This is a genomic window from Novosphingobium sp. BW1, from assembly GCF_008107685.1.
Lineage (GTDB): Bacteria > Pseudomonadota > Alphaproteobacteria > Sphingomonadales > Sphingomonadaceae > Novosphingobium.
In genome coordinates, this window is record NZ_VIRF01000040.1 from 26,966 (window position 1) to 42,565 (window position 15,600).

General features: G+C 66.9%; 13 protein-coding genes and 1 pseudogene. 10 read left to right on the forward strand and 4 right to left on the reverse strand.

Annotated elements, in window-relative coordinates:
- The first annotated feature begins 133 nt into the window (after positions 1–133).
- Positions 134–871: a bifunctional 2-polyprenyl-6-hydroxyphenol methylase/3-demethylubiquinol 3-O-methyltransferase UbiG gene (locus FMM79_RS01495; protein WP_148625507.1), complete on the forward strand. Its 738-nt coding sequence runs from the start codon at positions 134–136 to the stop codon at positions 869–871.
- Positions 872–987: 116 nt separating this feature from the next.
- A complete protein-coding gene (locus tag FMM79_RS01500; protein WP_240338911.1) occupies positions 988–2,421 on the forward strand; it encodes an MFS transporter in 1,434 nt (477 codons plus the stop codon).
- Between the two features lie 89 nt (positions 2,422–2,510).
- Here the strand turns inward: FMM79_RS01500 and FMM79_RS21685 are convergent, their stop codons facing one another.
- Genes FMM79_RS21685 through FMM79_RS01510 form a run of 3 tightly spaced genes read right to left on the reverse strand, consistent with a single transcriptional unit; the run spans position 2,511 to position 7,235 of the window.
- A complete protein-coding gene (locus tag FMM79_RS21685; protein WP_240338912.1) occupies positions 2,511–3,512 on the reverse strand; it encodes a nuclease in 1,002 nt (333 codons plus the stop codon).
- Between the two features lie 13 nt (positions 3,513–3,525).
- Positions 3,526–4,716, reverse strand: a complete 1,191-nt coding sequence (locus FMM79_RS01505; protein WP_148625509.1) for a YdcF family protein — start codon at positions 4,714–4,716, stop codon at positions 3,526–3,528.
- A gap of 11 nt (positions 4,717–4,727) precedes the next feature.
- Positions 4,728–7,235 carry a TonB-dependent receptor gene (locus FMM79_RS01510; RefSeq protein ID WP_148625511.1) on the reverse strand — a complete coding sequence of 836 codons (2,508 nt, stop codon included), beginning with the start codon at positions 7,233–7,235 and terminating at the stop codon, positions 4,728–4,730.
- Between the two features lie 156 nt (positions 7,236–7,391).
- Between FMM79_RS01510 and FMM79_RS01515 the strand changes: the two genes are divergently transcribed.
- The 5 genes and pseudogenes from FMM79_RS01515 to FMM79_RS01535 all read left to right on the forward strand — a co-directional run bounded on the left by FMM79_RS01515 (position 7,392) and on the right by FMM79_RS01535 (position 12,004).
- Positions 7,392–8,498, forward strand: a complete 1,107-nt coding sequence (locus FMM79_RS01515) for an ROK family transcriptional regulator (RefSeq protein ID WP_148625513.1) — start codon at positions 7,392–7,394, stop codon at positions 8,496–8,498.
- Between the two features lie 142 nt (positions 8,499–8,640).
- Positions 8,641–8,868, forward strand: a complete 228-nt coding sequence (locus tag FMM79_RS01520) for a hypothetical protein (RefSeq protein WP_148625515.1) — start codon at positions 8,641–8,643, stop codon at positions 8,866–8,868.
- A 79-nt stretch (positions 8,869–8,947) separates the two neighbouring features.
- A pseudogene (locus FMM79_RS01525) lies at positions 8,948–9,643 on the forward strand (3-keto-5-aminohexanoate cleavage protein).
- A 74-nt stretch (positions 9,644–9,717) separates the two neighbouring features.
- Positions 9,718–11,262 carry a bifunctional diguanylate cyclase/phosphodiesterase gene (locus FMM79_RS01530; protein WP_148625517.1) on the forward strand — a complete coding sequence of 515 codons (1,545 nt, stop codon included), beginning with the start codon at positions 9,718–9,720 and terminating at the stop codon, positions 11,260–11,262.
- Positions 11,263–11,320: 58 nt separating this feature from the next.
- On the forward strand, positions 11,321–12,004 hold the full coding sequence (locus FMM79_RS01535) for a hypothetical protein (protein ID WP_148625519.1): 684 nt from the start codon (positions 11,321–11,323) through the stop codon (positions 12,002–12,004).
- On the opposite strand, the gene kdsA is transcribed toward FMM79_RS01535, so the two are convergent.
- Positions 11,979–12,821 (reverse strand): 3-deoxy-8-phosphooctulonate synthase, encoded by an 843-nt coding sequence (gene kdsA, locus FMM79_RS01540; protein WP_148625521.1) that lies wholly within the window; start codon positions 12,819–12,821, stop codon positions 11,979–11,981. The two genes, FMM79_RS01535 and kdsA, sit on opposite strands and share 26 nt — an antisense overlap.
- Before the next feature lie 210 nt (positions 12,822–13,031).
- Between kdsA and FMM79_RS01545 the strand changes: the two genes are divergently transcribed.
- Genes FMM79_RS01545 through FMM79_RS01555 form a run of 3 tightly spaced genes read left to right on the forward strand, consistent with a single transcriptional unit; the run spans position 13,032 to position 15,586 of the window.
- Positions 13,032–14,024, forward strand: coding sequence for an SIS domain-containing protein (locus tag FMM79_RS01545; RefSeq protein ID WP_148625523.1), 993 nt, complete (start codon positions 13,032–13,034; stop codon positions 14,022–14,024).
- Positions 14,025–14,034: 10 nt separating this feature from the next.
- Positions 14,035–14,928: a 3-deoxy-manno-octulosonate cytidylyltransferase gene (locus tag FMM79_RS01550; RefSeq protein ID WP_148625525.1), complete on the forward strand. Its 894-nt coding sequence runs from the start codon at positions 14,035–14,037 to the stop codon at positions 14,926–14,928.
- Between the two features lie 43 nt (positions 14,929–14,971).
- Entirely contained in the window at positions 14,972–15,586 is a 615-nt protein-coding gene (locus tag FMM79_RS01555; RefSeq protein ID WP_148625527.1) for a histidine phosphatase family protein, read from the forward strand.
- The last annotated feature ends 14 nt before the right edge of the window (positions 15,587–15,600 follow it).

The window sequence follows — 15,600 nt, forward strand, 5'->3', positions numbered from 1 at the left end:
GACAAGACCCGCAGGCTTCGCATGTGCATAACCTGCCTCTAGTGCCGGGCGAGCACTCAGATTTTCCTCGATCTCGCCTTGCACCCCGGCCTATACCCCGAAATTCGTTCTACGATTTCTGTTCGGGAGACCCATGAGTCTCATTCAAAAACTGCTCATCCGCGCAAACCGCTGGCATTTTGTACATTCCTACAACACGATCATTGCACGTGAACGTAAGAAGTATCCAGGAGACCTTGAACGCGCCCTGATCGGCGCAATCGGTTCCTCGGGACCTGAGGACTTCGCGCGGCAGGGGGATTTGCAGGTAGACGTCCTGCGCCACCATGGGCTTACGGATGGCATGGCGATCTATGACCTGGGCTGTGGCTGCGGGCGCACCGCGATGGCGCTGCAGCGCGCAGGCTGGCAGGGTGACTACACCGGCGCGGACATCGTTGCCCCGCTGGTTGCCCACGTGAAAGCCCGCTGCCCGGACTACCGCGCCCTTGTCCACCGCGACCTCACCATTGCCGCGCCAGACGGCACGCAGGACATCGTGTTCCTGTGGTCGGTCTTCACGCACCTCTATCCTGAGGAGTGCTACCTCTACCTGCGCGACATGCACCGAGCCCTGAAGCCGGGCGGCAAGGTGATCTTCTCCTTTCTCGAGTTCGAGGATCCGGGCCACCACCAGGTCTTCCACACCCGCACCGCCAACTTTGCCGCGAAGGGCTGGTCGAGCGTTCTCGACAGCTTCCTTCACCGCGACTGGATTCGCCTCTGGGCGCGCGAACTGGGCTTTGCCGAGCCGGCGTTCACCGACGGCACCGATGCCCGCGACCACGGCGCCTTCTGGCAAAGCCTCGCCGTGCTGGGAAAGCCGCGTTGAGCCAGGATAGTTGAGCCACGAAATGTGAAGCCATGAACCCGAGGGCCACCGCCCTTGGGTTCACCGGGCCGGCGCGTTTCGCACAACCGTAAGAGACATGGGCTAAGGGCCACGCCATGTCACACGCCCACGCTCTCACCCGGTCGCGCCTTCCCTGGTTCGCGGAGCATCGAAGGCAACGGACCGCCACGGGGGAGGCACGCCTCCTCGCCTACGCGGCAGGCAATTTCGGCAAGAACATCACCTTCTCGGGCGCCGAAATCACGTTCCTCTTCCTGCTCACCGAGCTTCTGGGGCTGCGCGCGGCCACGGCGGGCGGGCTTATGCTGCTGGTGCTGGTGGGCGATCTCGTCTTTGACCTGCTCGCCGCGCGCATCGTCATGGCCATGCAGGCGTGCGGGCGCAGCTACCGCTGGCTGATCGTGGCGGGAGCCGCCCCCTGCGGCCTCGCCTTTGCAGGTGTCTACGCTCTGCCCTTCCTCGCAACGCAGGTGTTTGCAGGCGCCCTTCCCCTGGCCGCGATGGCGCTGGTGCTGGTGCTCTTTCGCGGGGCCTACGCGGTGATCGACGTACCCCACAACGCCCTGATGACCAGGGTCAGCGGCGACAGCCGGGTGCGTGCCCGCGTCTCGGGATATCGCCGCCTGTTCTCGTCCTGCTCCTCGCTTACCATCGCCCTTGTCCTCACCCCCATCGTGCAGGCGGCCGGCCCGAGCGGCGACCATACCCGGCTCGCGCTCGCAGGCGGGCTCGTCGGGCTCGTCTTCACCGCGACCATGATCGCGAGCGCGCGCTGCGCGCCGGGCACGGCGGATAGCCGCGCTGCCCCCCGCGCATCGCAATCCCGCGACGGCTTGCGCGTGCCGCTGCGCGCACCACTGGTCCTTGCCATGCTCGCCCTTGCCGCGCTGACCGGCTTCGCCTCACCCGCCTTCGAGCGTATGCTGCTCTACATGGGCGAGCACGTGCTCGCCGCGCCCGGGCTGGTCGCAGGTATCCTCACCGCGATCACGATCGGCCAGTTCGCCGGTGTCGCCGTCTGGACCGCGCTTACCGCGCGCGTCGACGGCACCCGCCTCCTGATGCTGGGCCACGCGACCTGCCTTGTCGGCCTTGCCCTCTTCGCGCTGACCGGCATCGCCTTTCCGATGGGCGCTTCGCTCCCCCTCCTCGCCAGCGCGCTGGTAATGGGCTTTGGCCAGACCGCGATCTACATGCTCCCCTGGAGCCTGCTCGCCGATGTCGTCGACGCGCTCGAATGGCAGTACCGGCGCCGCTTCGAGGCCGGGCTCTTCGCGATCTTCCTCGTCGCCATCAAGGCGAGCGGCGCGGCCTCGACGGCCTGCCTTGGCCTTCTCCTCGACCTTGCCGGATACAGCCCCGGAGACGCCGCCAGCCCCGCCGTGCGCGGCACGATCCTGGCGCTTGGCCTTGCGCTGCCCGCCGCGGGCAGTCTCTCCGTCATTGCGGTGTTGAGGCGGGTGAGGCTGGGCCATGCCCGCCACGCCCGGATCCGGCGCGCGCTGGCCTGGCGGGCAGGGAAACCGTAAAGGGAAGGCAAGGGGTCATCACACCTTGACCCCGTCACCGGGCGACCTCACCTCTCTTGGCCAATGTCGCGCACGAGAGGCGAAGCTCCCTAAATTCCCGCAGGCGCACTTCCCGTTTCCGGATTGAAGGCCGGATTGGCAAAGTCGATGGGCGAGGGATCGACCTTGGCCGGGTCCTGTGCGCTCTCTTCCCAGGCGCGGCACAGCATGTCGCGCAGCATCGCGGCGGCCGAACCTGTCTGGGTGAGGATCAGATCACGCACATCAGCATCGGAAAAGTCGCCGAACTGATCGCGCTTCTCCAACTCGTAGACATAGCCGACCTTGTCGCCCGCCGCATTGAGGTAGGCGAGGACGGCGTCGAACATGTCACCTTCGCCATGTGCCCTGGCGGGCATTTGCGCGGTGACATCCGCGGCGCTCAGGTTCATCGCATCGACGAAGCGGCTCTCGAAGCGGGCATGCACCGACCTGCTGGTGGTATAGCCCTTCGGGTTATCCCCCAGCCAACCATCGGCATGGACGGAATCGTGCATCGGGTTGCCCCCGTCGCCGATGTAGTGACCCAGGCGGATCGCGTGGAATGCGCAGTGCCGTTCAGGCACCGAGGCATCGCCCCCGCTCGCCCGCGCCGCGCGCACCTGGCGCATGCACACGATCAGCCGCTCGTAGGTTTCCATGGCAGCGTAGGGCAGCGTGCCGGTCCAGCGCACGTTAGTGCGCGCGGCTGCGGCCGGATCGCTGTCCTTGATCGCCTCGCGCTGCTTGAAAAGCGCCAGCACGAATTCGTAGCGCGAACGCGGGATCGGATCGAGGAAGGCGAACTGCTCGCGAAACCAGCCATGGTTGGGGTCTTCGGCGATCTTGGAGAAGCCCTCGTCGTTCCCGCGCCAGGCATCGGGATAGCCCGCCGAGGCGGCGATGTAGTCCTCATAATCCTGGAGGAAAACCGGGCCGTCGGCGGGGATCGCCTCCAGCGCAGCGCGGTCGATCATCTCGTGACCACGCTTGCCCCAGGCGTGGGCAGTCGGAGCCTGCAGAACCAGCGCGGACGAAACCGCCAGCGCGGCAAGGGTGCGTTTGCGCATCATCGGAAAGATCTCCTCAAGGATCGAGCGGGTCGCGTGGGTCCACCCGCAGCGAACGAAGCGACGGGGTGAATTCGAGCGCCGTGGGCGAAAGGCGACGCCCCACCCGGCCGGGCTGGTAGCCAAGCTCATCGGTGTTGCGCTGCGTAAACCCGGCGCTTTCGATATAAGCGCTCTGGTCCTCGTTGCTGACGATCAGCATGGTCCTCGCCAGCGGGGCGCCCAGCATGGCAAGGCGGCGCGTGGCGTTGCGCAGGTTTGTCGTCGTGTGGCGGGCATAGGGCTCGATGACGATGGCTTCGGGCGGGATCGCGTAGCGATCGACAAGCGCGCGGCGCATTTCCTCGGCCTCGGCAAAACGGGTCTCGCGCGGATGCGCGCGACCGCCCGAAATGACGATGAAGCCGATGTCCCCTTGCGCGAACCTGGTGGCCGCAACGCGCAGGTGGTACTTGCCCACAGGACTGAGCGGCTGCCCCTCGACCTCGGGGCCGATCCCGGTGAGGATCATCGCGGGATAGGCAAAGGCCGACCAGTCAAAGCCCCGCGCCCGCGCCATGGCGGGCGCGTTGAGCCCCTTGGCGATGGGCTCGTAACCGATGGCATCGGTGCGATCGCTGGAATCCATAAGGGCAATCGCGAATTCCAGGCTGGGGTCGAAGTCTTGCGCCGAACCTGCGCGGCGCACGCGCGCCATCCCATCTGCCCCCTGCAGGCGAACGTCGCGCTCGCGCGCATCGATCGCGCCCGCCCCGTCGATCTCGTGATAGACCGGACGTGCACCCAAGCCATAGGTGCGGATGATCGTGTTCACCCCATCGAGCTCGCGGCGCACCTGCGCGGCCACGCCATCGTCGAATACGCCGGGCGCATCGCTTTCGAGCTTTGCGGCGAGGACACGCGCGGTGGTCGCGATCTCCGCTTCGCTCCAGACCTGCATGTAGGCAAGACACACAAGGTCGCCCGCGCAGCTGTCCCGGCGCGCCGCGCGCTCGGCGAGGACTTTGCCGAGCGACGGCTCGCGCGCCGCCGCGATCACGGCGTCGGAATGGCCCAGCAGCGGAAAGAGGCGCTGCGACAGGCGCTCGCTCAGAAGATCCCGGACCACCCCGGCGCGAACTGTCCCGGCGTGTGCCGGAACAGTTGCGAACGGGGCGGCTCCGGCAAGCGCCGAGGCACAGGTCAGCGCCAGGGCGAGATGGGCCATCCTGGCCACCCTTACCACTCCACGCCGAGAACGAGGCGCACGTTGCGCCCGAAAATCGGGCGGCCGTAGATGGCCTCGGCGCTGCCCTGCCCGCTGATCGAGTCGGTGCGGGTGTTGCCCTCGGTCAGGCCCTTCTCGTTGAACAGGTTGTCGCCCACGACCTGCGCCGACCAGCGCCCATGGCGCACTGTCACGCCCGCGCCCACGGTGCCGAAGGCCGGCAGCGCGGTATTGTTGTAGATGTCGACGTAGCGCTTGGACTGGTAGGTATAGCGCCCGTAGAGCGAGATCTCGGTCTCGCCCGCCAGGAAGTCGAAGCTGGGACGGATGTTGCCGTAAACCTTGGGCTGGCGAGTGATCTGCTTGCCTTCGGCCAGTTCGGGATCGGCGCCGTTGGTGTTCTGGAAGTTCTTGTACTGCGGGTCGCTGACGGTCAGCGCGGCATTGAGCGTGAACCAGGGCACCGGCTTGAAGGCACCGTCGAACTCGATGCCCTTGACCTGTGCCTCGCCCACGAAGGGAACATTCACGTCGTTGCGGCCCGTAGTCGGGTCGAAGGCCAGGAACGAGGCGTTGTAGGGATCGTAGTTGGTGTAGAAGCCCGTGACATAAAGATAGGACTGCCCGAAGGCGAGCTTGAGCCCGGCCTCGAACTGGTCGATCTTGGTGGTCGCGATGGTCGGATTGATCGACATCGCCACCTGCACGTTGTTGGGCGTTTCCATGTGCGAGGCGCGCCCGTAAACGCCCACCTGCGAGGAGAAATCGTAGTTCGCGCCCACCGTCCAGTTGGTTGCGTTGGGCGACAGGCGGCCATTGACGATGGTGCCGTCAAAGGCGCGGGTGGTGTCGTCGGCCAGCGTCGTATCGTCGCCCAGGTCCACCTGGACGGTGTTCGCGGCCCAGCCATCGAAGCTGTAGCGCTCGTGACGGATACCCGCATCGATGCGCAGGCCCGGCGCCAGTTCCCAGGTGTCGTTGGCGTAGACGGCGATGACGGTGCCGTCGCTGTCGCCTGCATTGAGCGTGGCCGCCACGTTGAGCGCACCGTTGTCGGTCACCCGGCCCATCACGCCGCCTTGCGCATCGTAAGCCACAAGGTCGAGCGTCGCGGGCTGGCCGGCCACCTGGATCAGGTAGTTCTGGTAGAGCTGGAACTTGTCCTCGCCATAGGCGCTGGCGTAGACGCCCACTTTCAGGTCGTGGCTGCCGATGCCCGTGTCGAAGCGCTTGGCCACCGAGAGGTCACCCTGCGCGGAGTAGAACTTGGACGCGACGTTGCGGTACTGCCCCTGCATGACCAGGCCAGAATCGCCGTAAGGGTCGTAGGCCGTGTTCGTGCCTGCCAGCACATAGCCGAGCGAGGCCGGAGCGCCCCAGGCCGCGCTCGCGCGGTCCGCGTAACCGGCCGCAAATTCGTCCGCATCGGCCGGGTTGGTGGTCGAATAGAACGCATCGAAATCCAGCTTGCCCTGCGTGTACCCGGCCTTGGCCGAGACCAGCCATCCGTCGAAGTCGGCTTCGTACTGTGCGCCCAGGTTGAACAGGCGCATATGGCGGCCATCGGCGAGGTCGCCGGTGCGGCTCTGGAGGTTCCCGTTCCCGTCCTGGTAGCGCAGGTTCACGTTGCGGAACGCGGGCGAGTTCATCGTGCCCTTGAAGTAGTCGATATAGGGATCGAGCGAGACCGAGGGATCGCGCGGGTCCGAAATCGGGATCGGCAGGTAGAAGACATTGTGGTCGTTCACGTAGTTCGCCGTGACCTTGACCGAACCGTTATCGAAATCGTGCTTGATGTTGGCGCGCACCTGCCCGCCCCGGTCGTTGGGGAAGCCGTTGTCGCGGTAGCCCTCGTGGTGGCGCAGAAAACCGCCGATGGCGTAATAGGTGTCTTCGCCCAGCGGGCCCGACTGCATGGCGTCAAGCCGGTAGAGACCGGTGTCGCCCAGCGTCACCTGCGCCTTGCCGCGCGAGACGTCGCTGCCCGTCACCGTGATCTGGTTGACGATCGCGCCCGAACGGCTTGCGTAGATCGGCGCGGGGCCGCCGCGCACGACTTCGACGCGCTCGGTCATCAGGTCGTACTTGATCGCCGCATCGCCGCGCCAGAAGTAGCCGTCGTTTTCGTGGAAGACGGTCAGGCCGTCCTGCTGGAAGCTGGTGACACCATCGCTGGGAAGGCCACGCACGCGGTAGATGTTCTGGACCTCGCCGCCGGTGATCTCGGTCTGGAAGCCCGGGACCTGGCCCACCAGATCGGCGAGGTTGACCGGCGCGATCCTGGCGATTTCCTCATCGTCCAGCGTGTTGACCGCGTAGGAAACATCAAAGCGGCGTTCCGCACGCGTCGAGCCGGTGACGATGATCGTGTCCGAGCCGCTCTGGACCGCGCCGGTGGCCGCCGCATCGGCCGTGGCGAGTGGCGCGGTCTGGGCCAGCGCAGGCGCGCAGATGCCGGCCGACAGGCCGGCGCACAAGGCGGCGAGCGCAGTGCTACGCACGAGAACAGTTTTCAGCATATACCCCTCGAGTTTTCGCAAGCCGCAGCGCAGGTGGCGCGCGGTGACGAGGGGCCCTCTGACGGCGCTTTGTGACCCATTTAAATATTTTTGAAAAATAAAAAAATATGACTATTCCGCGACTCTCCACACGCGCGACGGCAGGGAGACGCGGCGATGAACGGACATGGCCTCGACAAGGATCAGCGCCGGCTGATCGACCAGCTGCGGCGTACCGGGCCCGCCTCGCGCACCCAGCTGGCCCAGGCGCTCGACTTCAGCGCGGCCTACCTCACCAAGCTCTCGCGCGAGCTTCTCGCGCTTGGCCTGCTCCATGAACGCCCCGAAGGCACTGCGGCGGGACGCGGCCGCCCCGCCGTCCCGCTCGCCATCGCGGCCGAGGGCGGCTTCGCGGTGGGGGCGAACGCGCACAAGGGCATTCTCGAACTGGCGCTGGTCGACTTCGCCGGAAACCCCATCGCCCGCCACCACGCGACCGTCGCGCCGATGACGCCGCAGGCCTTTGCCCACCGCGTGCGCAAGCTGGTGCACGAACTGGTCGAGGAACACGGGCTCCTGGGACGGCGGATGCTGGGCATCGGCGTGGCCGTCCCCGGCCCCCCGATGACCCGCGAGGCAACGCACTGGCAGGCCGTCGATTCGCTGCCGGGCTGGCGCGACGTACCGCTCAAGGCGTTGCTGGCGGCCGAATTCAACTGGCCGATCTGGCTGGAGAACGACGCCAACTGCGCCGCGCTCGCCGAATTCTACGCGGCAGGGCGCGTGCGCGAAATGTCGCATCTTGCCGTGCTGCTTCTGGGGTTCGGCATCGGCGCGGGACTGATCGTGGACGGCGTCCCCTTGCGCGGCCAGCACGGCGCGGCGGGCGAGATCGGCTGCCTCTACCCCCTCGACGCACCGCGCCCTTCCCCGCTCGACCTGCTGGGAATGCTGCGCGCCGAGGGCATCGCGCTGGTCTCGCTCGACGACATCGATCCGGCCTCGTCCCAACAGGCCCCGGTCATTGCGCGCTGGATGGACCGCGCCGCGCAGCAGTTGGAAATCCTCGTCAGCACCGCCTTTGCCTGGTTCGATCCGGGCGCCATCGTGCTGGCCGGGACCCTGCCGCGCCCGCTCCTCGAAGGGCTCCACGCGCGGCTGTGCGAGGCCCCGCTTGCCACCATGATCGACGCGCGCCGCCCGCCGCTGGAGGTGTCGCGGCTCGACGAATCGCCGGTCACGCTGGGCGCGGCCATGCTGCCTCTGCACGCCATCGACAGCTGAGCCTTGCAGGCGTTGCGGGCGGGCCCCGGGCTGTCCGAACGGGTGGATTTGCCTCCAAGGGGCCAAATGCGCGACAATGGGGGTCCGCGCGGCCCCCGCAACGCGGCCGCGTTCCCCGAAGACGTAGAGGAGACACTTTCCCATGCCTTACAGGATTACCGCCCGTCCCTATCGCCCTGGCCACACCGCCCTTGCCGCGCTGATCGCGCTGGGCGTGGGCTGCGCCGGGTGCTCGCCGCGCAGCGAGGCGCCCGACACGTCGAACGCCACCGACGCCGCGTTCGACCCGATCCCGGCCCCCTCCCCCGACGATGGCGGCTACGATCCGGCCGGACAGCTTACGCCCCCTCCGACCGGCGGCGAGCGCTGAACCGCGCGCCCTGACCGGCGTCCAGCGGCCCAGCCCCGGCGCGCATACGTCTGCCGCAAAAACCGCTTCGCCCTGCCAATTGGTCCGGGCCATCGCCGCGCTCCACCCCCGCAGGCCGGACGACGGTGCCACCTGCAACGATGCCATCTACCGTGATATCAACCAGCGCATCCGCGCCGAGTGCGACATTATCATCAACAACTCGACCGGTGACGGATCGAACGGCGACATGCTTATCGAACGCGGTGACGGTCTCTACGAAAGCGACTTTGAAGAGCGGCTCAAGGGCTGCGAGGCGGGCGCCGAGATGGCGACCTTCGACGGCATGACCTTCTGCGACGTGCACGGCGGCAAGGAGATCGTCGTCGTCACCCCGCCGAGCCGCTGCGAAACGCTGGTCAAGCGCATGCTCGAAAAGGGCTACGACAAGCCTCCCTATTACATCAACATGGTGCTGGGCGCGGACAAGGGCTTCCAGGGCGCCATGCCCTACAGTCACGATATCCTCGCCGCCATGATCACCGCGCTGCCGCCGCAATCGATCTTCTGCGTTTCGGCCATCGGCCCCGCGCAGCTTCCCGCCACCACGCAGGCCATGCTGCTGGGCGGCCAAGTGCGCGTGGGGCTGGAGGACAACCTCTAATACCGGCGCGGCGAGCTTGCCACCAACGAACAGCTGGTCGCCCGCACCCGGGGCATCGCCACAGAGCTGGGGCTGGAGATCGCCAGCCCCTGTGAGGCGCGCGATATGCTCGGACTCGTCCCGCCTATGTAAATGCGCGAAGGGGCCCTCCCACCAGACCTTAAACACGCAAGCTCTATCCGCATCGGTCTCACCACGAGGCCGCGATGCACCTGTCCTTCACGTCCAGCCCGACCACGCGCGACGCCGCCGTAATCTTCGGACTGGCGCTCGTTCTGCTCGCCGTGTTCATCGGCGCGGAGGCCTTCGAGTATATCGTCGACTTCTCCGACCGCCACGAAGACCTCGAAATCGACGAGGGCCTCACCGTGCTCATGGTCATGCCGATAGCCATGGGCATCTTCGCCTGGCGCCGGCTTGCCGAAGCGCGCACCGAGCTGGCCCGGCGGATCGAGGCCGAGGAAAAGGCCCATGCACTTGCCCGCCACGACCCGCTGACGGGTCTGCCCAACCGCCGCCACGCCGAACAGGAGATCGGCCGTGCGCTGGAGAAGGCAACCCCGGACGCGCCGGTCGCGGTGCTGCTCGTCGACGTCAACCGCTTCAAGTCGATCAACGATCTCTACGGCCATGCAGCGGGCGACCGTCTGCTGCTCGACACCGGCGCCCGCCTGCGCGAGACGGGCGGCCCTGAGGCCCTCGTCGCGCGTCTGGGAGGCGATGAATTCGTGGTGCTGCTCCAGGGCCCCGCGCGCCAGGACGAGTTGATCCACCGCGTCGAGACGATCTCGGAGAGCTTTGCCCGCCCCTTCGTCTTCGACCACGGCTCCTCGCTGGTCGGCGCGTCCATCGGGGTCACACTGGTCGACCGGCCCGGGCTTACCCCCGACCAGGTGCTCGCCCGCGCCGATGCGGCGATGTACCGCTGCAAGGGCAAGGGCCTCAACGGTTTTGCCTTCTTCGAGGAAGGCATGGAATTCGCCGCCTTCCGCCGCGCCCAGATCGAACGGGACTTGCGCCAGGCGCTGGCCGAGGACCGTATCGAGCCCTACTTCCAGCCCCTCGTCTCGCTGACAGAGGGCTGCATCAACGGCTACGAGGTCCTCGCCCGCTGGCGCCTTCCCGACGGCTCCCTGCGCCTGCCCGACGAGTTCATCCCGATTGCCGAGGACTGCGGCCTCATCGGCGATATCTACTTTGCCATGCTGCGCCGCGCCGCCGCCCGGTCCTGGCCGCCTGCGACACGCCTTGCCATCAATCTCTCGCCGATCCAGTTCGAGGACGACACGCTGGTCGAACGCACCCGTCAGGTGCTGGAGGAGACTGGCTTTTCGCCCGACCAGCTCGACATCGAGATCACCGAGAGCGCCTTTGTCTCCAATCTCGAACGCGCCCGCGTCGTCATCGCGCAGTTCAAGGAACTGGGGATCCAGATGGCGCTGGACGACTTTGGCACGGGCTATTCCCCGCTGCGTCACCTCAGCGAATTCCATTTCGACAAGCTCAAGATCGACCGTTCGTTCATCACCGACCTTGCCCAGAACCCGGCCTCGCAGACGATCGTGCGCACGATCACTGCGATGGCGCACAACCTGGGGCTACGCGTCACAGTGGAAGGGGTGGAATCGATCGAGAACGAGGCTGACCTTCTCGGTTTTGGATGCGATGTCGGGCAGGGTTATCTCTATGGCCGTCCGGCCCCCCAGCCCGAGACCCGGCTCCTGCCCCGCGCGTCCAACCTGGCCGCCTGAAATGGCCTCCCGGTGCGCGGGGGGCGCGCTGGCCCTCTGCGCTGCCATCTGCACGGGCATGCCCGCGCACGCCGAAGACGGACAGGTCGACCAGATCGAGCGGCTCGACGCCGAGCCGGGCGAGACAGAGGTGGAGACCCAGCTCATCATCGTGCGCCGCGCCGAGCCGCACGGCGACCTGTTCAAGACCACCTTCGAACACGCCGTTTCCGAGCGATGGCAACTGGGTATCGAGTTCGGCTCGCAGCGTGTCCACGGCACCGGGCTGGAACTTACGACCATCGGACTGCAGGCCACCTGGACCCTGCTCGATCCCGATGAGGCGCGCGTGGGTCTTGGCATCCAGCCTTCGCTTGAGATCGACAGCACGAGCGGCGCCCTGGGCTCTGAAACCTTCTTCATCGCCGAAGTGCGCGAGGGGCCCTTCGACATTGCTGCCAACGCCATCCTATCGACCGAGCCGGGCGCGTGGGACGATGTCGGGCTTTTCTGGGCCCTGCGCGCCGACCGCGATCTGGGCGGGCGCGTCCTGCTCGGTCTTGAAGCTGGCGGCAGCTTTATCGGCGAAGGCGCGGGCGGCCATTTTGCTGGCCCCGTCCTGATCGTGGGCCTGGGCAAGGATGGCCCGGCCATCGAACTGGGCCTCTTCGCGCCCCTGACGGACCGGGCTCCGGGCTTCCAGCTGCGCTTCGAGAGCGACTGGGAGTTCTGGCCTGTCAGGCCGCGCCCTCATCCGCCTTGACGAGCGCATCAATGGCCTGAAGCTTGGCCACCAGGGGCTTGAAACGGTCGAGCGGCAGGGCATTGGGCCCGTCCGACAGCGCGTTGGCAGGATCGGGATGGGTCTCCATGAACACCCCCGAGACCCCGGCCGCCACCGCTGCGCGCGCGAGCAGCGGCACGTACTGGCTCTGGCCGCCCGAACGCGTGCCGAGGCCACCGGGCTGCTGCACCGAATGGGTGGCGTCGAACACCACCGGGCACCCCGTTTCGGCCATGATCGACAGGCAGCGCATGTCCGAAACCAGCGTGTTGTAGCCAAACGAGGTGCCGCGTTCGCACAGCATCACGTTCTCGCCATCATGGCCTGCGGCCAGCGCCGCATTGCGGGCCTTCGTCACCACGTGCTGCATGTCGGCCGGCGCCATAAACTGGGCCTTCTTGATGTTGACCGGCTTGCCCGTGGCCGCAACTGCCGCGATGAAATCGGTCTGGCGAGCGAGGAACGCGGGCGTCTGGAGTACGTCGACGACTTGAGCCACAGGGGCGGCCTGGGTCGGCTCGTGGACGTCGGTCAGCACCGGCAGGCCGGTCTCGCCGCGCACCTTCTCGAGGATGCGCAGGCCTTCCTCGAGCCCCGGCCCCCGGTACGAGGCATCGGAACTGCGATTCGCCTTGTCAAAGGAACTCTTGAAAATGATGAGGATATCGAGCTGCTTCGCAACCGTGGCGAGCGTCTCGGCCACCGCCAGCGTATGGGCCTCGCTCTCGATGACGCAGGGTCCTGCAATGACGAAGAGCGGGCTTCCTGCCGTAATTTTATGTCCACAAAGGATCATATCTAACCTGTTCGCAAGGCGCGAAAAATCTGCACCAGATTAACGATTGTAAACTTGCACTTCGGGCGTTCAAGGCCGAAGAGGATTGTTTACGTCTCTCCCTTTGAAGAAGAATTCCGATCGAGGCAATTGCCCCCATGTCGACGCAAATTTCCAACAGTTTGCAGACAAGTCATGGCAAATTACAGAAATGAAGAGTTGCTGCGGCATATGAAGAACAATGTCGTGCCGTCTCGGCACACCCTGTCTGCGATGAAAACACTCGATATCGAGATGGAAGGCCTCATCGCACTCAAGAACGCCCTCGCCAACCCGGATCTGGGTGCGGCCCTGGAAAAGGCCATCCACGCCTTCTCCAACACGACGGGACGCGTCGTGATCACCGGCATGGGCAAGAGCGGACATGTCGCACGCAAGATCGCGGCGACGATGCGCTCGACGGGCACCTCTGCACTCTATCTCCACCCCGGGGAGGCCAGCCATGGTGACCTTGGCGTCATCTCGCCCAAGGACGTCGTCCTTGCGATCACCTGGTCGGGCGAGACGCGCGAACTCGACGACATCTTCCACTTCTGCCGCATCTACGGGGTGACGCTGGTCGTGGCGACGGCCTTCCCGGACAGCACCGCGGGCCGCGCGGCGGACATCTGCCTCGCGCTGCCGCGTGTGCGCGAGGCCTGTCCAAATGAACTGGCGCCCACCTCCTCGACCACGCTGCAACTCGTGCTGGGTGATGCCCTCGCCGTCGCCCTCATCGAAGCGCGCGGGTTCTCCTCCAACGACTTTCGCATGTTCCATCCCGGCGGACGGCTTGGCGCGCAGCTGGCCACGGTCGGCGATGTCATGGGCATCGGCGATTCGGTCCCCAAGGTTGCGACCACGGCCACCATCATCGGCGCCACCATCGAGATGAACCGCAAGCGCTATGGCTGCACCGCCGTGGTCGATGCCCAGGACCGCTTGGTCGGGGCCTTCACCGATGGCGATCTGCGGCGCTGCATCGCGGTCCACGATCTCAACGAGGAAATCGCCGCGCACATGTCGCACAGCCCGGTGACGATCGACGCTTCGCGCCTGTGCAGCGAAGCCCTCGCCCTGATGAACGAGAGCGCGGTCTCGGTGCTCTTCGTCACGCAGCTCGAGAAGCTGGTCGGCATCATCCACATGCACGACATCGTCAAGCTCGGTGTCGAGCGGACCTGATCAGGTGGGCATGACCGAGCCTGGCGCGTTGTTTCCGGCATCGGCGGCGGGCGACGACCTCATCGTCGTGCCCGCCCGCTACGGCTCGACACGCCTGCCCGGAAAGCCCTTGCTTGAAATTGCCGGTCGCACGCTGCTCGAACGCGTGCTGGCCAGCGCGGGAGCCGCAGCCCGCCTGGCCGGAAATTGCCGTGTCGTCGTCGCCACCGACGATGCCCGCATCGCCGCCCACGCCCAGACGCTGGGCGCGCAGGTCGTCCTGACCGCGCCCGAGCTCAACTCCGGCTCGGCGCGTGCCGCCGCGGCGGCGCAGCTGCAGGACACGCCGCCCCGGCGCGTCATCAACCTGCAGGGCGATGCCCCGTTCATCCCGCCTGCCACCATCGCCGGGCTGATCCGGACCTTGCGCGAAGGCGATGCAGACGTCGCCACCCCCGTCTACCGCCTCGACTGGGAGCGCCTCGACCGGCTGCGCGCGCACAAGGAAACCGCCCCCTTCAGCGGCACCACCTGCGTGCGCGATGCGAAGGGCCGGGCGCTGTGGTTCTCCAAATCGATCCTCCCCGCCCTTCGCGACGAAGACGCCCTGCGCGCCGCCTCGCCGATGTCACCGGTCTGGCAGCACCTGGGGCTCTATGCCTATACCCGCAAGGCGCTCGACTGGTTCGCGCAGGCCCCGCAAGGCACCTACGAGGCCCTGGAAGGCCTCGAACAACTGCGCTTTCTGGAAAACGGGTGGAGCATCGCCACCCATGCGGTCGAGCCGCCCCGCCATGCTCTCTCGGGCATCGACACGCCGCAGGACCTGGCGCTCGCCGAAGAGGCCATTGCCCGGCTCGGCGACCCTTTCCCGCCCCTCCCCGCATCGGCCGCCCACTCCGAGCCCGAACCGGCCCAGGACTGAAGCAACTTGCGCCGCGCGCACAAGACGTTAGGCGCAAAGGGACATGTTCATTATCGTCCGTCATGGCAACACCTTCGAAGCGGGGGAAACCCCGCGCCGCATCGGCGCGCGCACCGACCTGCCGCTCACGGCAAAAGGCATCGCGCAGGCCGAGGCGCTGGGCGCGCACTTTGCCGCGCTTGGCCTCACCTTTCGCCGCGCCTTCGTCTCTCCTCTCGCCCGCACCCGCCAAAGCGCGGCCGCCATTCTCAGCCAACAGGAGGGCGCGCCTGCCCTCCCCCGCAACGCCGAGTTTCTGCGCGAGATCGACCACGGCCCCGACGAAGACGCCACCGAAGACGCCATCCGCGCGCGGATCGGCGCCGATGCCCGGGCCGCCTGGGACCGCGAGGCGGTTGTCCCGCCCGACTGGAACGTCGAGCCCGAAACTCGCAAGGCCGCCTGGCGCGTCCTTTTCGCCCAGTCCAAGCCCGACGATGGGCCGACCCTGCTCGTCACCAGCAACGGCGCGGCGCGCTTTGCCCTCCTCGCCGATCCGGCGCTGGCGCAGGCCGCGCGCGCGCTGCCGACGATGAAGCTGCCGACCGGCGGATACGGCCTCATCGCCCACGGCGCCGATGGCACGCTGGAACTGCGAGAATGGGGCACGCGCCCGTGAGCGCGGCCCACGCT